This window comes from Ruegeria lacuscaerulensis (assembly GCF_013034745.1).
Taxonomy (GTDB): domain Bacteria; phylum Pseudomonadota; class Alphaproteobacteria; order Rhodobacterales; family Rhodobacteraceae; genus Ruegeria; species Ruegeria lacuscaerulensis_B.
On record NZ_WQGP01000015.1, the window covers coordinates 15887 to 36611 of the forward strand.

General features: G+C 53.0%; 16 protein-coding genes. 10 read left to right on the top strand and 6 right to left on the bottom strand.

Going from position 1 to position 20725, the window contains the following annotated elements; translation table 11 throughout:
• Nucleotides 1-595 precede the first annotated feature (595 nt).
• The gene (locus GOV79_RS21340; protein ID WP_170791666.1) at nt 596-2065 is read left to right on the top strand and encodes a tetratricopeptide repeat protein; all 1470 of its coding nucleotides are present in this window, start codon (nt 596-598) and stop codon (nt 2063-2065) included.
• A gap of 219 nt (nt 2066-2284) precedes the next feature.
• On the opposite strand, the gene GOV79_RS21345 is transcribed toward GOV79_RS21340, so the two are convergent.
• From GOV79_RS21345 to GOV79_RS21355, 3 genes are all read right to left on the bottom strand, one after another.
• A complete protein-coding gene (locus tag GOV79_RS21345; RefSeq protein ID WP_170665715.1) occupies nt 2285-2608 on the bottom strand; it encodes a 5-aminolevulinate synthase in 324 nt (107 codons plus the stop codon).
• Nucleotides 2609-2968: 360 nt separating this feature from the next.
• Nucleotides 2969-4708, bottom strand: a complete 1740-nt coding sequence (locus tag GOV79_RS21350; protein WP_170791667.1) for an adenylate/guanylate cyclase domain-containing protein — start codon at nt 4706-4708, stop codon at nt 2969-2971.
• A 173-nt stretch (nt 4709-4881) separates the two neighbouring features.
• Nucleotides 4882-5241 carry a group I truncated hemoglobin gene (locus tag GOV79_RS21355; protein WP_170791668.1) on the bottom strand — a complete coding sequence of 120 codons (360 nt, stop codon included), beginning with the start codon at nt 5239-5241 and terminating at the stop codon, nt 4882-4884.
• Between the two features lie 246 nt (nt 5242-5487).
• Here GOV79_RS21355 and GOV79_RS21360 point away from each other — a divergent pair, with 246 nt between their 5' ends.
• The 3 genes from GOV79_RS21360 (at nt 5488) to GOV79_RS21370 (ending at nt 9742) form a co-directional block, all read left to right on the top strand.
• Nucleotides 5488-6318 carry a class I SAM-dependent methyltransferase gene (locus GOV79_RS21360; protein ID WP_170791669.1) on the top strand — a complete coding sequence of 277 codons (831 nt, stop codon included), beginning with the start codon at nt 5488-5490 and terminating at the stop codon, nt 6316-6318.
• A gap of 43 nt (nt 6319-6361) precedes the next feature.
• Nucleotides 6362-7156: a class I SAM-dependent methyltransferase gene (locus GOV79_RS21365; protein WP_170791670.1), complete on the top strand. Its 795-nt coding sequence runs from the start codon at nt 6362-6364 to the stop codon at nt 7154-7156.
• A gap of 381 nt (nt 7157-7537) precedes the next feature.
• Complete coding sequence (locus GOV79_RS21370) at nt 7538-9742, top strand: adenylate/guanylate cyclase domain-containing protein (RefSeq protein WP_170482041.1); 2205 nt, start codon at nt 7538-7540, stop codon at nt 9740-9742.
• Nucleotides 9743-9761: 19 nt separating this feature from the next.
• On the opposite strand, the gene GOV79_RS21375 is transcribed toward GOV79_RS21370, so the two are convergent.
• From GOV79_RS21375 to GOV79_RS22555, 3 genes are all read right to left on the bottom strand, one after another.
• Nucleotides 9762-10241, bottom strand: coding sequence for a YHS domain-containing (seleno)protein (locus tag GOV79_RS21375; RefSeq protein WP_170791671.1), 480 nt, complete (start codon nt 10239-10241; stop codon nt 9762-9764).
• Between the two features lie 15 nt (nt 10242-10256).
• On the bottom strand, nt 10257-10850 hold the full coding sequence (locus GOV79_RS21380; RefSeq protein ID WP_170791672.1) for an ankyrin repeat domain-containing protein: 594 nt from the start codon (nt 10848-10850) through the stop codon (nt 10257-10259).
• Between the two features lie 659 nt (nt 10851-11509).
• Complete coding sequence (locus GOV79_RS22555; protein WP_331252779.1) at nt 11510-11668, bottom strand: GDCCVxC domain-containing (seleno)protein; 159 nt, start codon at nt 11666-11668, stop codon at nt 11510-11512.
• Nucleotides 11669-12028: 360 nt separating this feature from the next.
• Between GOV79_RS22555 and GOV79_RS21385 the strand changes: the two genes are divergently transcribed.
• The 6 genes from GOV79_RS21385 (at nt 12029) to GOV79_RS21410 (ending at nt 20445) form a co-directional block, all read left to right on the top strand.
• The gene (locus GOV79_RS21385) at nt 12029-13756 is read left to right on the top strand and encodes an adenylate/guanylate cyclase domain-containing protein (protein ID WP_170791673.1); all 1728 of its coding nucleotides are present in this window, start codon (nt 12029-12031) and stop codon (nt 13754-13756) included.
• A 569-nt stretch (nt 13757-14325) separates the two neighbouring features.
• The gene (locus tag GOV79_RS21390) at nt 14326-15147 is read left to right on the top strand and encodes an ankyrin repeat domain-containing protein (RefSeq protein WP_170791674.1); all 822 of its coding nucleotides are present in this window, start codon (nt 14326-14328) and stop codon (nt 15145-15147) included.
• 235 nt (nt 15148-15382) lie between these two features.
• The gene (locus GOV79_RS21395) at nt 15383-16003 is read left to right on the top strand and encodes a class I SAM-dependent methyltransferase (RefSeq protein WP_170791675.1); all 621 of its coding nucleotides are present in this window, start codon (nt 15383-15385) and stop codon (nt 16001-16003) included.
• 204 nt (nt 16004-16207) lie between these two features.
• The gene (locus GOV79_RS21400; RefSeq protein ID WP_331252780.1) at nt 16208-17917 is read left to right on the top strand and encodes an adenylate/guanylate cyclase domain-containing protein; all 1710 of its coding nucleotides are present in this window, start codon (nt 16208-16210) and stop codon (nt 17915-17917) included.
• Between the two features lie 408 nt (nt 17918-18325).
• On the top strand, nt 18326-19372 hold the full coding sequence (locus GOV79_RS21405) for a DUF1214 domain-containing protein (protein ID WP_170791677.1): 1047 nt from the start codon (nt 18326-18328) through the stop codon (nt 19370-19372).
• Nucleotides 19369-20445, top strand: coding sequence for a DUF1254 domain-containing protein (locus tag GOV79_RS21410; RefSeq protein ID WP_170791678.1), 1077 nt, complete (start codon nt 19369-19371; stop codon nt 20443-20445). The genes GOV79_RS21405 and GOV79_RS21410 overlap by 4 nt, the downstream gene beginning before the upstream one ends.
• The last annotated feature ends 280 nt before the right edge of the window (nt 20446-20725 follow it).

Genomic DNA, 20725 nt, shown 5'->3' on the forward strand with positions numbered 1-20725 from the left:
GGGGTGTTTGGTCGGTGCAACTGATTTGTAATCAGTAGGTCCGCGGTTCGAGTCCGTGTGGGGGCACCACTTTACATGATAAGATGCTGTAATATAATGATTTTCAGAGCGGGATCTTATGTATCCCCTGATTTATCCCCTGTTTTTCTGTTGATGGATATGAGCCCAGATTTTCTCGCCATCGATTCCCTTGATACGCATTCTTCTAATAAGATTGATGATAGTAAATGTTGGTATTTTTTAGAGTTAGGGCTGTGAAAATGTCCCAACTTAAACGGGCAAACCAACCCAGGTTTTATACCTTTTGACGATGCTAGGCTCCGACGGCAGCTCTCATGAACAACGGACGTTTATCGAAATTGGACGACTGACCGCGTTGCGGACTAAGCTGCCCTTAGCTGCGCTACGGCACGTTTGCTTTGCTTGAACGACTGCTCAGCGGTTAACGCGGACACGCCGCGGAAGAAAATATTCGATCGAACAGAGCGCATCGCCGCTCAGATGACAGTTCGGACATATCGCACAATTTTGTGTATGATGCCGCCGAGCCATACGCTCAAACAATTTCGGACAATATTTAATGTGGAGACGATAGATGCAGCATTTGCATACCAAAGCCCGCAATACTTTTGTCGCCTGTATTAGCTCGTTTTTTGTTTTCGTGCCCGCAGTCTCAGCGGAGGCTAATTTCCAGACGACATGCAACCCAAAAGCGGACCAGGCTTTCAACGAAGGTCTGAATCTCATTCACAACATGATGTACATTCAAGCCGAAGAAGCGTTCAACAAAGCAGCGTCCGCGGATCCAACTTGTGCCATGGCACAGTGGGGCATCGCGATGTCGAACTTTCATCCTCTTTGGCCGGGCACTCCCAGTGAAGCCGAAACAGAGAGAGGCTCTGCTGCAGCGGAAAAACTCGCGTCAATGTCCTCCGAAAGCGCCGTTGAACAAGCATTGATCGACGCCGCCGTGGCATTCTACGCCTCAAGCCAGGAAGGCTACCGCGCTCAGCTTAAATCGTGGGCGGAGAAGCAGGTGGCAGCTGCGGACCAACATGCAGACGACTTGGACGCCGCGGCGTTTGCGGCGCTGGCGCGCCTTGCAACGGCGCCGCGAGGGGCCGACGGAATCAAAGTAAAGTCGCAGGTGGGAGATACGCTCGACGCGCTTCATCAAAAGGCACCAGAACATCCTGGCGTCATTCACTACGCGATCCACGCCTATGACAATCCGCCACTCAAGGAGCGAGGCAGGCCGTACGCCGAGATTTACGATAAAACGGCTCCAAGCGCTCCACATGCGCTGCATATGCCCGCTCATATCTTTACACGAACAGGAGAATGGGAAAAATCAATTGATCTGAACAGCCGGTCCGCTGAAGCAGCTCTTGAGCAATCAAAAGACGTTATACAAAGCCACTATGCGCATGCGATCGACTACATGGTTTACGGCCACCTACAACTTGGGAATACAGACGAAGCTGCAGGGCTGGTCGACGAAATGCTCGCTATTCAAAATCATCAGGCCAGTTTCGGAAGCGCTTATGCGTTAGCGGCTGCACCCGTTCGGCTGCCTCTTGAGCAGGGACAATGGGACGTCGCGGCGGCACTGTCGCCTGAGATGCATCCGGTCATTCCATGGGAGAAATTTCCACAAACTGTTGCCATGCGGTGGTTCGCGATCGGTATCGGAGCGGCCCGTAGCGGTGATGTCGATACAGCGCAGAGCGCGCTTGCCGAGCTCAAGTCTTTGCACGCTGTGATGAAAGAGCGTGAGCAGGGCTATTGGGCGCAGTTGACCGAAGCACAGATCATGTCGGTGGAAGCCTGGATTGAACTGGCGGGTGGGGGCTCTGAGACCGCATTTGCTAAGCAGGAAGCCGCGGCTGATCTCGAGGATAAGATTGGCAAAAGCCCGGTCACACCCGGCCACGTCCTTCCGGCACGAGAACTTCTTGGGGACATGCTGATGGAGCTTGGAAAACCCAATGAAGCTGCGGTCGCTTATCAGGCGACGCTGGATCTTTCTCCAAACAGAGCAAGAAGCCTCGCGGCACTTCAATAAGTGGCAACAACACACTTGGTCGGTGCTTTGTAGTTTTTTGCAGCAGCATCGACCGATTTGGGCAAAAGCAGGCACATAGCGAACATGACCCGAACGACTGCCATGCGGACAAAGTCGCCGTTGCCGTCAGAACACTTAGAGACTGCTCCCGACCCCATTGGGCAAACAAGTCATCGTTGGCCCGAGCGTAGCGTATCGCTCCGGCCACCCCCAGTCCGGTCAATGCGAGACGATCGCGAGCCCCGCGAATATGAGCGCGCCGCCTGTCCAATCGCGCGGCTCTAGCCCTTCGCCGATACTGTAGGCGTAGGTCAGTACGATCAGCGTCTCGAGCGCAATTATTATTAGATACAGCTCGGAAAGTGGAACTGTGCGCATCAGCACCACCTCGGACTGGGTGGCGGCAAGAAAACCCAGAATGATCAGAGCGAGCGCAACCGCCGTCCATTCGGCTGAGGCCAGTTTCATTCCGATGGTTGCAACGCCATACCCCCCGGCCGCCAAGACGGCCAAGGCCAGTGGTTTCAACGCCAGAAGCTCCATGTTTCAAATCCTTCACCATGCGCAAAAAAAACCGCGCACTTCTCATGAATCAACATTCTCCGCGTAGGATTTTAGCAAGCGTATGATGGCGTATCAGTGAAGCTGATTACTTTCTTTTAGCGAAGTGAAAGCCGGTAAAAGTATTGCTTATTCAGATGAAGCGAATAGCTGCTACCCCCTTCGAAACGAATGCTGCGCCTGACCCAAAGTCTGAAAAGGGCTCGAAGCAGACCTTCGCTGCAACTTGATTGAACGTCTACTTTGAGGACAAAGCGGTCGTTAGACTCCGGCGATCCATGGCCTTTTCTTACAAAGAGAATAAGCATCAATCCTCAATTTTTAAGTTTGCAAATTGTTTACTCAACCAGCCAGGCGAAGTGAGGTTGCCGCCATAGCGCTCCTCAATTCGGCTTTCAATCTCTTAGATATCTCGCGATCTTTGAAGTATTCAGTTTGAATGAATGAAGAAGGTCTAAAGTCCGGATCGTGAAGCAACAAACCGCGAACTGCTCGTTCAAGCTTGTGGTCATTATTCAGGTGAGTTGCGGCCGCAGTCCGATATGCTGCCGCCCGCCGGGTAAGCCTTGCAAATTCATCCACGGTGTTAAAACAAGCCTCAAAATCATGCATGACATAGTAGGCAATTGCCTCTAGTTCGCGGCAATATTCGGGCAAAAAGGGATCAAGCATCTTTGCACGCTTTTGGTACTCAAGAGCAGTCTTCCCATCTCCGAGAAAGTTATGGAGTTCACCGGTTCGCCCGACAATGAAAGCATGATTGGGGTTTAACTCCAGAGCGCGATTGAAGTGGAACTTAGCCCGTTCAAAGTCACGAACATAGAGCGCCAAGGAGCCGGCAATCCGATGGCTTTCAGCGTCCGTTTCATCCAGCTCGACAGCTAGGTTCCCTGCTTCGACCAACTCATCCCATACATCTTCACCGGTCCATTCTGCTACTGTAGCGACAGCGCATGCCCTCCACGCATGAACTCGACCATATCCTGGATCTCGTTTCAGCGCTTCGTCAAACCAATGAACCGCTTCCTCTGCATTCTCCTTTGTGACTCCACCAATCCGGTGAAAATACAAACCGCGGATTAAACATTCATAGGCTTCCAGGTCACCTGGACGTTTTCGCTGTGCCGTGGCTTCCAGTTGCCGTTCGATCTGGCCAGCCACACTCGCGACGATTTTGGCAACAAGGTCATCCTGGAAATCGAAAAGATCTTCCAGATTGCAATCCGCCCGCTCTGTCCAAAGCTGTTCGCCTGACACTGCATCCGTCAGATACGCGTTGATCCGTATGCGATTTCCCAGCTTGCGAACCCCGCCTTCAAGACAGAAATGCACGCCGAGTTTCTGTCCAAGTTCACGAGCGTCCGCCGCAACCCCTTTTAAGCCAAAACTAGTATTCCTAGATATCGTGAGAATGTCAGGGAACCGGGACAGCTCTGTGATGATGTCTTCCGTCAGGCCATCGGAAAAATACTCCTGCTCGGGATCATCGCTCATGTTCTTGAAGGGAAGCACAACAATTGAGTTATTGGACTTTTGCAGTTCCGCCACGTAGGGAAGGCTACTGTCCTCGATAAGCGCAGTTCCGCAGCTGTGCGTTCCAAGCTCGCCTGCAACAGCGTAGACCGTAATTGGTTCGGAAATATTCTTGAGCTTTCGGGTGCCCTTGTTCTCAAACTTGAGCTGGGCCGACCGCTTGGCGTGTTCGAACACCGCATTACTTACAAGGACCATACCTGGCTCAGCTTCAGACTCAATACGACTTGCTACATTCACCCCATCGCCAAGCAAATCGTCGCCATCTACTACGACATCGGCAAGATGGACCCCAACCCTGATTTCTAGTCCTATCTCTCGCTTGCTTACTGGTGCAGCGAGTTGAAGTTGTAAGTTGTAAGCACAGCGAACTGCCGCCACTGGGCTAGAAAACTCCAAAAGAAAACCATCACCCGCGCGGTTAAAGACCCGCCCATTGTGCGTGGACGCAACAGTTCCGATTAACTCGTTCAACAGTGTAACACGATTTATCGTGTCGATTTCATCTTCACGCATCCGAGTGGAATAACCGACAACATCAGCGGCCAAGATCGTAGACAATCTCCTATTCATATTGGAGGTTCCTTTTGCGCATAAATTTTTAGCCCAAATGCACGATTGACCCATAGTAAGATATTTGACTTCAAGAGTCTGCAAGTCGGACAAGCAAGCTTTGATTTAATGATTTGAATATTGCCGACTCTACTCGGTTGTGGCGAAAGTCAGATACCTACAACTTGGTCCTTGAGGCTATATAGAATGTATAAGACCTCTTCTTGTTCCCGTTGACCGACGTCGTTGGCCTTCAGGGCGTTCATGGCGTCGTCCAGAACAGCGACAAACTCATCTCCGCTGATGTTCATGTACTGATGCGCTGCAACCATATCCTTGCCTCTATACATCTCAGGCCCACCAGAACCAGTTATGAAGAAGTCTCCTGCCATTTGTTTGAGGTGCTCCATATCGGTTCCCGCAAATCGTGCAGCGACAACTGGGTTTTTGGAGTGATTGTCCACCAGAACGTCGACTATCCGCCGAATACCATCCGTTCCTCCCAGACGTTCATATAGCGTCTTAGACATGGTGCCCCCGTGTCTGGCTCACCTCAAACCTCGATCTCTTATGAATGCTAGCATGCCGAGCTGATTGGCACCAAATCTTTAGCATTCAAGCGATGTCTATGATCATAGACCATCACCAAATGTGATGTCTGCTTCGGGCTCAATGCGGTCTTTCAGCCTAATTCATTGAACGGCTGCAATGCGGACGAAGCTGACATTTCGGATAACTGCGTGTACCCTAGCTGCATCGATTAGAGAGGCTGCGTAATGACTAATCCCAATGAAGTCGCGCACCATTACCATTCCGGTCACCTGCTCCAGCAGATTTCTGATGGTTGCGCAGCGCTGAACCTAGCCCCACCATTTTCTCAAGACGCCTTGGCTCCAGTTGACGAGTTTCACATTGGTGGGCGCCTCGCAACCGAACCGTTTGTGAAGGCTCTTGGCCTTACCCCCGAAAGCCGGGTTGTCGATTTTGGATGCGGTCTCGGCGGTCCGGCACGCTATGTCGCGGCAGCTACCGGAGCGCACGTAACTGGCGTTGATTTGACCGCTGAGTTTGTGGAAACCGGAAGGACACTCACAGAATGGACCGGGTTATCGGATCGGGTTCAACTTATCGAAGGCAGCGTGCTCGATTTGCCGCTAGAAGCTGGTTCCATGGACGCCGCTTATATGATCCACGTTGGAATGAACATCACGGACAAAGTAGGCATAGCGCGCGAGGCGAAACGGGTCCTCAAGCCAGGAGGAATCTTTGCAATTTACGATGTGATGCAAGTCGGAGAGGGACAAATGGACTATCCGGCGCCTTGGGCTTCTTCCTCAGATCAAAGCGCACTTGCACCACCGGAGACGTATGAGGCTGCTTTGAATTCCGTTGGTTTCGAAGTGAGTGACCGGATCGACCGAACTGAATTTGCCAAACAGTTCTTCGCCGATCTGGCTGCCGCGCAAAGCAGTGCAGATGGCCCTCCACCACTGGGCCTTCATCTTATCATGGGCGATGATACGGCGCTTAAGGTTCAACACATGGTTCGGAACATCGCCGGCGGATTGATTGCTCCGATTGAACTCCACGCTTGCCTACCAGAGTAACAAACCACTCTATACGATCGGCGAATACCAGAAAGGTAGGGTGATGGCTGCAGACAATTTCCGACTGACCAAAGAAGCTGCTCTCAAATACGACAGCCATTGTGTACCCGCCATGTTTGGACCACTGGCGCAAGCGACTATGGAGAAGGTTAACCTCCGCAATGGCGCGCACATCGTAGATATAGCCTGCGGCACTGGCGCTTTGACACGTGAGATCGCCAAGACTTTGTCAGGCAAAGGACGCATTGTCGGCGTGGACCTAAACGAAACGATGATAGAGGTTGCGCGGGCTAACCAACCAGAATCTGATCATACTTTTGAATGGCATGCCGCGGATGTATGCAACATACCCTATAAAGACGGCTCGTTTGACTATGCTTTCATTCAACAGGGCCTGCAGTTCTTCCCCGACAAACCGGCAGCCTTGACAGAAGTTCACCGCATACTGCGTGATCAAGGGCAGCTCTTTCTGACGTGTTGGCGCGCTGTGTCACCATTTAATGGAGCGCTTGCAGACGCCCTCGAAAGACATGTTGGCCCCGACGCAGCGACCAAGGCGAAGGCGCCGTTTTCGTTCCGCGATGGAGACTTAATTTCGAACCTTCTGACGGACGCAGGCTTCCAAATCAGCCGTCAAGACGCCTTGGTGCTTGAACGCCGTTTTGAAGACCTGCGGGCACAAATCATGGCTCTGCCGATTGAGGTGGACCTTAGAAAGGCGGGAGACAGGATTGCTGAAGCGGTTGTGGCAGAAGTGGCCGCTAAGCTGGCCCAGTACGACAGATCCGGCGTATTGCACGTTCCACAAGAAGCGCATCTTTTCGTCGCGGAAACGTGAGCGGCCATTCGCTGCGCTTTGATCGAAAGACCGCTCTGCGGACAAAGCCGCCCGATGCTGGCGCAGCGAAAATCAAATCGATTGCTCGACAGTGTCACGGTATCGCCCGCGACAGCGCAGCACGATTTCTCGATACCGGACGTTCAAATCATGCATATAGGCCAAAACTTAATCAGGCCGTTCGCTTCGCTCGGATATAATGTCTCAAATGCGGAGCAAGCTGCCTTATGCTGCTGCGGAGAAAATTGGCTTGTTGCGCCACCGTACCTTTGAACGACAAGCACCCGCCCAACCAAATATTTTGAGCGAGCGCAGTTTCCGTCACGTTTTTTCAGTGTTACCTTCGCAGTACTGCCCATATTTGGAGGAGAGGGGCAAACCTTGGAACGCAGGCTTGCCGCCATATTCGCCGCAGACGTAGTCGGTTTCAGCCGTATGATGGCCGAGGATGAGGTGGGCACCTTCGAACGTTTGACCACGGTGCGCCAAGACATCCTCACCCGTTTGATAGATGAAAAGAACGGGCGGATCGTCAAGCTTATCGGCGACGGACTGCTGGCCGAATTTGCAAGCGTTGTTGATGCCGTGGAGGCTGCGATCCAGATACAGGAGGCGGTTAAGGACAAAAACGACACCATTGATCCCCACCAGCGTATCGAATTGCGGATCGGTATCAACCTAGGAGATCTGATCATCGATGGCGACGACATTTACGGAGACGGTGTTAACATTGCGGCGCGCCTGGAACCCCTAGCTACGCCCGGAGGCATCTGCATCTCGCGCGAGGTTTACGAACACACGCGCGGCAAAGTCAGTAAGCCATTTGAATCTGCGGGTGTCCACCGGGTCAAAAACATACCTGAGCCTCTCACGGTATTTCGGATGGCGGACCCGAATGGCTCGAAATACAATTCACTGTTTCGCTTCAAAGTTCGACGCGCTGTCGCGGCGGTGGCCGTAATAGCGATTCTTTCAGGTGCCGCTTTTATATTGCGTGATGGTATAGTTGCCCTTTTCGGCGGCGCTGAAAGTGAAATCATCGCGGCAGAGGACGGGCTGCCTTCTCTCATTGTGTTGCCCTTTGAAAACCTCGGGCTGCCAGACGCGGAACGCTACATCGCAGATGGGCTCACGGACGATCTGATTACAGATTTCTCGAAAGTCGCCGGGCTGATGGTGATCGGCAGCAACACTGCGTTTTCCTATCGGGACAGGACAATCGACAGCAGGGCCATCGGTCGCGAGTTGGGGGTGGGCTATGTTCTCGAAGGCAGCGTGCGCAGAGCGGGAACTCGGCTTTTGGTCAACGCGCGGCTGACAGATGTGAGCAGCGGGCAGACAGTATGGGCCGAGCGGTTGGAGCGAGACGAAGCTGATATTTTCTCCATGGAAGCTGGCCTGATAAACGAGATCATTGATCAACTTGGTGTGGATGTGAGTGTGTCCGAAAAGGAGCGGATCGAACGCCTACCTACAACGGATCTGGAAGCATATGACTTCTTTCTCAGAGCCGAAGAAGCCGCTCGCAGCGGCTTTCGGCCCGGGCTGCGCGAAGCGCTGAGCCTCTATTCGGACGCAACCGCAATCGACCCGACTTTTGCCAGGGCATTCGCGGCACAGGCCCGCACCGAGGCATTGATCATGCGCCGTAACTATGACGATGTGCTGCCCTTTCCGGTCGCCCGGAAACGTGCCTACGAACATGCCGGTCGTGCCTTAGAAATTGATCCCGATGCGGCGATGCCTTTTGCCGTATTAAGCGAGTTGCAGACTGTGGATCGAAGGTATGAGGAAGCGATGCGCTCGGCGCAGCTTTCTGTCGAGAAGGCCCCCGGTGAAGCATCTGCTTATCTTGCGCTGAGCTTTGCGCAAACTTTCTACGGCCGACATGAAGAGGCGATCGAGAATTTCGAAACGGCTCTGCGTCTCAACCCACTATTGCCGGGCTATGCACGTCAGATCGCAAGCTTGTCCTATATTCTGACAGGGCGTCCCCAACGTGCCGTCGAAATCCTTGAGGAGATAAAAGGCAATTCTCAAGGTATTGAGGACTACTTTAACATCCTCGCGGCCACCTATGGAGAGGCTGGCCAAACGCAAAAGGCGCAAGCAACTGCAGACGAGGTGGCCGAATTTGCTCCGCATACTTCGGCGCAACTCTACAAGGTCTTGTTTGCGCATTTTCGGAAGCAGGAAGAACTCGATCGGATCATTGATGCAATGTTGACTGCGGGCGTGCAGGAATGGCCCTTCAACTTTCAACCTGGCGCTCGCGAAAAGCTATCTGCCGACGCGGTTACCGCTCTGATCGACGGCAACGTATGGCAGGGAAACTTCGAAGGCCGCGGACCCGGCTTGATGCAGATTTCAGAGAACGGAAGTATGGCCTTGCGCGCATCCACATTGTTTGTCACTGGATCGGCATTTGTGAAAGACGACACATTGTGCTTACAACAACCCGGTCTTTCGCTTGGTCGCCCGGCTTGTGGCATGGTCTACAAAAATGCCGAAGAAGACGTCGGGGCGAGCGAGCCTTACAGCTACATCAACCCGCATATTCTGTTTCACTTTAGCCCTGGCGGATGACCATCATCCGAGGTGCGCGTCAATTGGAGTAATCCTTGGCTGCCAGCGGCTTGGTCTTCTCCCAATTCGCATCCGCCTTGGCGATCACCGCTTCCCCTTCTGGGTGGTCAAGCATTTCTGCTCCGGTCGGGTCCGATATAAAGTAAAGCTTCCCATCGATGATCCGCCAGGAATTTACTGGGTCGATGTTTTCGGACGCGTTGGCCCCAAGGCCGACACCCAATGTGCAATACCCGCCGTATTGCGGAGCGTATTTGGTTGGGTCAGACTTAAACAGTTCGCGGTTCTCTGCGCTGTTGAAGTGCCATGGCGTGCCAAGCCAATCATATGCGAACTCACTTGATCCCTTTACCGCACGGCTTTCGGTGAAATAGGCAACAGTATCATAACCCTTGATTGCAACATCGCCGAAAGGCCCAGTGTTGATGGGCTCATCCGCCAGCGCACTCGTGGTCATGCCTGCAATAAACAGCCCGCTCATGAGAAGTTGAAAGTTCATTTTTTTGACCCTACCTTATGTGCCTGCCTCCAAACACAGGCGGTGAAATTCCGGGCCGAAGGCATCTGGCGGGGGGCAAGTGGCTCCGTGCTGCTTCAGCAGCCCAACGATATCATAGTGTTTACGGAACATCGTTCGGATTAGAACCGAAAAGCCATCGTTATCGAGTGTCACAATATCCGCACCGTTGTCGAGCAGTAGCTCGATCATCTCGATATGACCCTCATCGGCCGCCATGAAGATTGGTGACTTTTCGGCCCTGTTGATGCGTCCATTCACGTCTGCGCCTTTGGCGAGAAGCAGCTGCGCTGTTTCAATCTTACCACCGAAGGCAGCCGCGTGAAGTGGAGTGAAACCGCTGTGGTTACGCGCCATCACGTCAGCCCCTGCTTCGATCAGAGCCGCAGCGGTTTCGATGTTTCCAGCCAACGCAGCAGCAATCAAGGGCGTAGCCTTGTTCGGCCCCCGCTCATCAACCGAGGCACCGCTTTCCAACAGAGCCTTAACGGTCGCTGTATCACCCTGCTTTGCAGCATCGAATAACTGACCTGCTTGAGCGGGCCCAAGTATAAAGAATGCCGTTGTAAAGATGGCAATAATCCAACGCATGGATCTACCTCCCCTGTTTGAAGTCTACAATGAGCCGCTGTTGCGCGCAACGACGGCTTATTCGCTGCGGTGTTGAAGACGGTTTCGATCGAGTGGGTTTAGTCCATGCAGCGGCCCCAGAGACAACGAGTGTTTTGTCCGCGACGGAGCGTAGTGCCTCCGAATTTCGCCGCAGCCAGCATGAATGTCCGGTCTTTAATCTGCGCCGCGACGCTCCGGTTAACGAGAAGTAATGCTGCAGCGGCGAGATCTACTGGTCGAGAAGGTCTGCTTTGGGCTCAAGTCGGTCATCTGAGTCTTTTAGTCAGATGACGGCTTAGGATCGGAAAGCGGTCATTGTTGGTGGTCATTCCGAGGAATATCGCCTGAAGGTCTGCATTGAACGACAGCCGACGTTCGCAGAAATCTGCTGAACTGCAGAGTTGCGGACCAACTAGACAGGCGGGTCGCAAGCTTCAACGTCAACAAACGGCCCATAGGAGACCTTCACAGTGGTTCCATGATGCCGTGGTCGCAGCCATCAAAGCAGCCGTTCGCCGCACCTGCTCAAATTCGATAGTGGCCAAGATCTCAAGCGCGGCCAAAAGCCAGCCTTCGCTTCACCCGCAACGATTATCGCCCAACTGGATAGGTGGGCATGGAACAGTGGCATAGGAGCATTATCCGCAACAGTCACCTTCCAACGGCGTAAGAACCGTTTTGCACGGCTTGCACTCGTAGAACCATTGGCAGGCGTCAATTGACATTTCTTCGGTTTCGCCATGTCGACACTTTGAGCAAGTCAATGTGTTTTCAAGCACTACGTTTTGGCCCGTCATTATCTCACACTTGCACAATCAGGAAATCGTTGATCCGAACCTCACGTAATACGACAACCCAAGACAATCCGGTCGAGGTTGCTATCAACTCTAAGAACCGATTGTTGGTTAAGTCAGATTATCTGTCCAATGACTTTGCGAGATCAGCAAGTAGGATAGGCTTCTGACCCCGAATGGATCCCGCTGCTGATATCGACAGTCTGAAAGCCCGCGCACAATACCGACACTAAATCACCTTTGGTGGCCTACCCTCTAGGGCGGACCGAAAAATAGTAAAGTTTGTGATAGCCAAATGCCCAATAGTTTGGTGGAATGAGAAGATTATCATTGTTAACTGCCCCTGAGACAAGGTGTCCTTGTTTGCGTCGACTAGCCGCCATTTTAGCCGCTGATGTTGTTGGATTTTCCGCACTGATGTCACGTGACGAACAAGGCACTTTGGAACAGCTGATTGCTTTTCGCCGAAGCTGCTTCGATCCGCAGATTGCCCAGCACAACGGCAGAATTGTTAAACTTATGGGCGATGGTGCATTGGTCGAGTTTGCGAGCGTTCTGGATGCGGTCGCTTGCGCGATTGCCATCCAAAACAACACCAAAGCTCAAAGCGCAGACCGGATTCAACTTAGAATTGGCATTAATCTGGGCGACGTGATTACCACTGGCGAAGACATCTATGGTGACGGGGTCAACATCGCTGCGAGGCTGGAACCTCTGGCTGAACCAGGTGGTGTATGCATTTCCGGAATCGTGCACGACAGCCTAGGGGGTAAAATCAACGCCAGATTTCGAGACGACGGAGAACAGATACTCAAGAACATTGAAACACCGGTCCGAGTTTTTCGCTGGGCTGCGGGTGACATTTCTACCTCGCATACGCCGTCTCCGAATTTAGATGCTGGAAAAGCTTCGATTGCCGTACTGGCTTTCGACAACATGTCTTCTGATCCAGAGCAGGAATATTTTTCCGATGGAATAGCAGAAGATATCATTACTGCGTTGTCGCATTTCCGCGACTTTTTCGTCATCGCCCGCAATACGAGCTTTACCTATAAGGGAAAGGCCATTCGTGTCGATCAGGTGTGCCAAGACCTGGGCGTGCGATACTTGGTGGAAGGAAGTGTGCGAAAAGCTGGCGATCGAGTAAGAGTGACTGCGCAATTAATTGACGGTGAGAGTGGCGCTCATATTTGGGCCGCCAAATACGATCGTGAATTGACGGACGTTTTTGCCGTTCAAGACGAAATTACCCAATCCATTGTCTCGGCTGTCGCACCCGAGACGATCGGCGCTGAAACCCGACGTGCACGCTCGAAACGGTCAGACAACCTCAGCGCCTGGGACAAAGTGCTTCAGGCCAGATGGCACCTCGGAAAATTCACTAAGGAAAATAATCAGATCGCCCATGATCTATTAAAGCGGTCGTTGGAAAGTGACTCGGACGACAGCGAAACACATGCGGCTTTGGCGCTCAGTCACATTATGGGCATGCTTCACTTGTGGCGCATGGATTCCAAGGAAGCCATTCAGACAGGAGAGTTTGAGGCCGGCCTTGCAGTGCAACTAGATGATCAAAATGCTAACGCTCATGCTGTGTTGGGTATGGCTCTGTGCTTTGCTCGCAAATTCGATGAGTCTTTAGTCCATTTGCTGCGTGCCATTGACCTAAATCCGAACCTGGCTATCGGGTATGGTAACATTGCAGCCTTGTATGGCGTGTCGGGCGAGTCCGACAAGGCAGAGCAATCGGCCAAACATGCAATGGCCTTAAGTCCGCGCGATCCATTGAAAGCATTTTGGCGTGGAGGGCTTGGGATCGGTGCTTATGTAACGCGACAGTACGGTCTCTGCCTTGAAAACGCGATCGAAGGCCTGAAAGAGCACCCGGGTTACGCATCGCTAATGCGGCAAGAGGCAGCTGCGTTGGGTATGTTGGGGCGCAGAGAAGAAGCACAACTTTCCATTAAGCGATTGCTTGAAACGATGCCGGGACTGACGATTGAGCGGGTGCGCAAGATGGTACCTGTTAGAGATCCGGAAGACTGGGAACATTGGCTGGAAGGCCTAAGGCGCGCTGGATTGCCCGAGTAAGCAAAGAGATGGCGAATGCCGAATGAAGAAACTCGTTGGGCGATGTCAACTCTAAACCGACATTCGCACTTAGAATTTGTACTTCCCAAGTTGCAAACGAAGTGACCGCTCGCCGATTGCCGCTGCCGCCTACTTTTTCAGGCGCTCCCAAACCAAAATAGCTCTTCCTTTCTTTCCTCCGAAAACAACCCCTTCAGCCGTCAATTCCAAAAGCTCTCCGATTGGCGTGATAGTTCGCAATTTACTCACGCCGTCGGCTTTGTTGTACTACCCTGCAACTTTCTGAACTCGGCTGAACGTCCGGTTGGCGGACAAAGCTGTCGTTCCGTGCGAAGCAGCAGGCCCACGAATTTGACTCCGAGCCGACATCCATAAATTGGTTCAATTGCTGCGGGTGCAGCCCGCTTGGCCATCATGCGTTGCGATGGCGGTAATACTTCTTTTGCGAGCGACCAAAAAGCTGACGAACTGGCGCGAACGTCGCACAGGAACCCATTTCTTCCGTAGAATTTGGTACAACGACTCAATCTGCTTATGATTGGCTTAAGCCGTTGAATTCGGAGGCGCATATGTTTCGACTAATTGTAGTTACTCTGTCGCTGTTTATCTTTCCGTTTGAGAAGGCATTGGCGGAAATCATCCATCTTCACGCCAAACGTGGAAATATTGAGGGCGTTCTCGCGGAGCTAGACAAGGGTGTGCCGCTCGAACTTCGCAGTACGAACATGACAAGTGCACCGGGCGTTACACCGCTTTTTGTTGCGGCAAAATTCGGCCATACTGAGTTGGTTGAACTTCTTCTTGAACGAGGTGCCGATCCCACAATTTTTTTCTATCAGGGAAATGATATTTTTACGGTTGGAACCGCTCTCCACCATGCGGCCGGGTATGGTCACGTCGAAGTAGTAAAAGTGCTCATTGAGGCTGGGGCGGATCCAGCCAGCTATGAACCATATATCTCAACTCCTTTGCATCAGGCGCTGAGAGCGGGGCACATAGAAATCGCCGAGGTGCTCATTGAAGCGGGAGCGCCTCAGCGAGTAGAGAGCCAACCGATTGCCGATAAGTTGCAAGGTGCCAATGTTTCAAATGGTGAGTTTCTAGCCAAGGGGTGCGAAGTCTGCCACGGCAAACCTTCGTCGACGAGAATAACAGGTGATAATGGGCCCAACTTTTGGGGAGTATTCGAACGACCCACTGCGTCCGATCCCGAGTTTTCTTATTCAAGTTATTTGCGCGAATTAGGTTTGGTGTGGGATGCAGATACACTGAATAGCTATCTCGCTAGCCCATATCAGTTTGTACCCGGGACGACCAAAGTGATGCTCGGAATTGAAAATGAAAAAGATCGCGTGGATATCATTGCATATCTAGCAACATTGAAAGATTGAGAGACTGAGCTGAATTCGGATGGCGACCAGTTTGTCCCGCTTTGCTGGGAGATGACAAAATGCTGCGAACGTCTGCATTTCACCCACTCCGAAAATTGTTTGCCATGAAGCATCGGTCACGTTGGGCTCAAAGCTGTCTTTCGCAGCGTAGCGCATCAATGACCGCTGTGCGGACATTGCAGTCATTGACCTAAAGTTACATGATCACCACCTGACGGGATCAAGTGGAGACACCATGGCAGACGAGAGAGTGAGCCACTGGGAGGAGGTCTACCGCGAGAAAGACGATACCCAGCTGAGTTGGCATCAGGATGATCCCTCGATCTCGTTGGAGCTCTGCGACGTGGTCGGCGTCGATAATGCCTCTTCTGTGATAGACATAGGCGGAGGCACTTCACGCTTCGCAGAACGCCTGATCGAAAGAGGACTGAGCGACGTTTCTGTGCTCGATGTATCCAAAGCTGCGCTTGATCGATCTCGTGGACAACTTGGCGCCGTAGGCGAGCAGATTGAATGGATCGCAGCCGATGTCACAACCTGGAGCCCGGAGAGAAGCTATGATCTATGGCACGATCGCGCCGTATTTCATTTCCTTGTCGATGAGGACGACCGTTCCGCCTACCGGGACCAGTTGTACCGCTGCCTTCTCCCAGGTAGCCATGCGATTATCGCAACGTTTGCACTCGATGGTCCGAAGAAGTGCAGCGGTTTGCCAATCGTTCGCTATGATCCAGAGGGGCTATGCGAGGTATTAGGCGATCGTATTTCCCTGGTCACGCATCGGAAGCACACACACCATACTCCTTGGGGAAGCTCTCAGTCCTTCCAATTCAGCTTGTTACGCGTGGGCCAGTAGCGCTGCTGTTGCGCTGCTAATGCGCTTCGGCACGACTGTGACATCCAATGGCCTTGCTCATGCCTTCGCTGCAACTTTACTCATCCGGCGGCCGTCTTGCGGGCGAAGTCGCCCTTCGGTTTCTTTCCAAGCCTGCGCATGATAATCTTTGATAATTACACTTTGCTCGGAGGAGGATGACCTCTGAAACGCAGGCTGACCGCCATACTAGCAGCCGATCTGGTTGGGTATTCCCGCCTTATGAACTCGGATCAAAGCGGAACGCTCAGCGCGTTGCGAGAGTTTCGATCTGGGCTTTTTGACCCTTCTGTAGTCGCGCATCGCGGCAATTTAGTGAAATGCATGGGGGATGGTTGGATAGTCGAGTTTCCATCAGTCTCTGACGCTGTGACCTGTGCTGTCGCCATTCAGAACTCTTTGGCCAGCCAGAATACACTGAAGTTGAGAATTGGGATACACACAGGTGAAGTCGTTTTCGAGGAGGATGATGTATTTGGTAACGGCGTTAACGTCGCCGCTCGTTTGGAAGCGCTTGCCGAAGCCGGGCAGGTTCTCATCTCCGGCTCCGCCTATGAATGCCTGGACAGCAAAACGGCTTGCGCGTTCCAAGGCGGAGAATACCGTGAGCTTAAAAACATTGATCGACCGGTGCCAGTCTGGTGGTGGGGGGACGCCGAGTCTGTAGATCCGCTTTTTGATTCTGAACCGCCCGGGTCCCCTGACGGAACTGCGATCGCCGTATTACCATTTGACAACATTTCAGGCGACCCTGAACAGGAATATTTTTCGGACGGGTTGTCCGAAGACATAATTACGGCTCTGTCGAAACACCACTGGCTCGAGGTCGTCGCGCGCAACACGACCTTTGCCTACAAGGGAAAATCCCCGAATGTTCGGCAGCTCGCCGATGACTTGGACGCCGACTACGTTGTCGAAGGCTCGGTCAGAAAAGCGGGTGCGCGCATTCGAGTCACGGTTCAGCTGATTGACGCATCGACTGGCAACCACGTGTGGGCGGAAAAATATGACCGTCAGTTGGAAGACATCTTCGATGTTCAGGACGAGATCACGGAAACAATTGTTGGCAGACTGGAGCCCGAGGTCGGAAATGCGATCCGGCGCAAGTTAGAAGATACGCCGCGCCGAAACCCCCATGCCTGGGACTGCTATCATCTTGGGCTGGCGCACTTTTACAAGTTTACTGCCGTAAGCAACCGTGAAGCTCAGAGGTTGTTTCTCCAAAGCCGCGAACTGGACCCCAGTTTTCCCGAGGCACACGCCTGGTGGGCCTATGCCACGATTCTCGGGATGGTGTATTGGGACACGGAACCGGATTCTGCCCTTATGGACGAAGCGCTGGCTGCCGCACGCACCGCCGTTTCAATGGATAACCAGAATGCGCTGCTCTACATGCTGATGGGCAGAGTCCAACTGGCCCGCCGGGAATACCGCAGCGCGCTGGCTGAGAATGAAACTGCAATCAAATTGAACCCGACGCTGGCTCCAGCATATTGCGGATTGGGAGACTCACTTTCCTATGAGGGACGATACGAAGAGGCGATTGCCAATTTCGAGAAAGCCGTGGAGATGAGCCCTAACCATCCACAGCTTTGGGCCTTTCTGAGCTATGGCGCGCTGACTCTGCTTTTCGATCACCAGTTCGAGAAAGCTCTGGACTGGGCAGAGCGGGCTCGCGATGTGCCAAATTGCCAATACTGGGCCACCGCGCATGCAGTCGTGGCGCTTGCCAATCTCGGGCGGGACAAAGATCTGGCGAAGATGGTGCATAACCTAATGGTGGAAGAGCCGAAATTCTCGCGGTCATTCGCAAAAAATAAGCTGTTCTATCTGAAGCGGGACGATCAAATGGAACTTTACCTTGCAGGGCTTGCAAAGGCAGGTATCCCGGCCTGAATTTTCCTGTGATCGGCCCTTGCTTTGCCGCTTGTCTTGAATGCTTGCGTCAGGTCAAGCCGAATGACCGCAAAGGGCTCGATGCGGACATTCAGTTAATAACGCCCAATGTCTGCAATGCGGACATTCCTGCCGTTCGCCGTAAGTTCGCGGATGACCGCTTTGGGGTTACCCGTCGAAGGCGGGGTTTTACGATCAACAACAAAACCGAATCTTGGGGGGTCAATTGCTCGTTCTTAAAGGGTTTTGGACCCTTGGAACTCACTCGTTTGCCAACATTGGCCATTTACGGCCCAAATTGTGCGTCATGCGAGCGCACTATCCGTTGGAGCTTGCTCGAGACGAGTACAAGCATAGTATAATAAACATACTTCCAAAACCTATGTTTCCAATAAGGCGTTGACCGAAATGTTTCTACGCAAGCTATGCACCCTGATCTTGTTTCTGCCAGTCTTTGCTGTTCCTACACTTGCTCAGGACACCATCGAAAACTACATCCGCGAGTATCCTAATCAGGAACAGGTGCGCATGATGCAGCGTTGGCTCGAAACCAACGAGCCGGGCGCTTTTCAGTTCACGGGACTCGTCGATCCTACCGATGACACGGTAATCACGCCGCAGGCGACGGTGAATTATGGCTACAACTGGTTCAGCCTGTCCGAGGGCCCGGCGATCATCCGCACGCCGCAATATGACCGCTATTTCTCGGTGTCGATTTTCGACATGAAGCACAACATACCGGGCGTCCTCGTGAACCCGGATTTGCCGATCCTGCTATACCGGCCAGGGCAAACCCTGCCTGAGGGCGACTTTCACAAACTGGCCCTTGAAACCGACCAAGGGCTTGCCTTCACCCGAATGGTCGTGGTCGACAATCTTGACGAGGTCATGGCGCTGAGCGGTGAGATTGTGATGGAAGGCGGCGAGGGCGACATGGACCGCGACGTGCAGCGATTTTCGCCCGAGACCGAGGCGGCGGCACTGACGCTGATCGAGACCGCCGTGCCACTGGTTGATACCGACAAGATTTTCGGGTCGGTTTCAGGTGATGTGGGAGAAATTCACGCTGCTGTAGGAGTGTTTCAGGGACAGCTTGGCACGCCGTCCAACGTGGTGAGGTACGGCCTACTGGCGTTTGATGAAAACGGCCAACCATTTAATGGTGATGACACATACGTTTTGACCGTGCCTGCAAACATCGTCGAAGAAGGCGGTTATTTCTCCGTAACGGTCTATGCGTCCGCCAACAAGTTGCTGATCCCGAACGACAAGGGCATCTACGATCAAACCAGCTATACAGCGGAGCCGAATGAAGACGGCACCTTTACCGTGACCCTCAGCCCGTCCGGCGAGGGGCAGAACGGCATCCCAACCGGAACGCCGTTTTACGGCGTCCTTCGCGCCTATGTTCCGGTTCCCGGCGCTGACTTGACAGTCGAGGTTCAAACAAAATGAAAAACGCATCCAGCAAGTTCAACAAAATTGCAGCTGCCCTATTGTGCAGCACTCTGATCGCACCAGCGGCGCTCGCGGATATCCCGGACATAGACAGTTCCGGCTGGTCAACAGATCCGAACGATTACGGGATGAGCGCCGCCGAGTATATCAACGCCGACAGCCGGGCGTTCTTTGCAAACTTCATGGGCCGCTCTGGCGTCAACCAGTTCTTTCACTTCACCAATCTGTCTACGGCCGACGACCGCTGGGTCGTTTCGCCCAATAACGATACGATCTATTCGATTGCTATCGTCAATGCGAGACAGGGGTTCACGCTGGATGTGCCAGATGTGGGCGACAGGTTCCTATCGATCCAGATAATTACGGAAGACCACATGACGCCGTTCTACCTGTACAGGGACGGTCAATACACTTTCTCGTCCGAGGATTTCGAGACCGATTTCGTTGCTGTTGGCATTCGGACCGGAACAGATGCCATGCCTGACGATGTGCGTGTGGTGACCGAAGAACTCCAACCACAGTATGCGATTTCAGGTGCCGCGCCAGAGGATGATCTGCCGAGCTTTGACGCGGAGGTACTTGAAAAGGTGCGCGCAGCCCTGCTGGCGGAGTATTCCAAACTACCTTCATCGTTCGGTGCGATGCAGAAGCGGGTCGCCGATGTCGAGGACTGGGAGTACTTCACCTATGTCACGGCAGGCGCCTGGGGTTTGTCGGCAGACGAAAACGCAATGTACGCCATTGGTGGTCCTGAAAACGCCGTGGGAGGCTCTTGCTATACGGCGACGTTCCCTGAAGTTCCGGTCGATGCATTCTTTTCAATCACAGTGTATGGCCCGCAGAAGTACCTGATGTCGGATACGGATAACATCGTCAGCTCCAACCAGCGCGTTGTCAGCAACGACGATGGCTCGTTTGACGTCGCATTCGGTGGCGAGGACTGTCGCGCGCTTGCACCCAACTTCGCCTTCACGCCTGAAGATGGTTGGAACCTGCTGCTTCGGGCATATCGCCCGGATGTCGAAGAGTTTCGAGCCTACCGTGTTCCGGACATTGTTCCAGCGGAATAGGCAACACGAATTTTAAGAGCCGACCGCGAGCCCTACAGTGGAAGCGGACATCGCTACAAGCTGCAGAATCTGTCAATTAGGGCTCGGTGCAGTTATCCGACGGTTTTTGTCGGATGTCGGCTATGACCCAAAATCGGTTTGTCTTGCGGTCACACCAAAATGTCTTCAAAGACATCTGACATGTTAAGGTTTGCTAAGGTTTGCTAAGGTTGGGTAACGAAGAGCTGGAATGCCTCATCTGACTAGGTCCACCGTTATGTATAGTGAACGGAGGACAGAG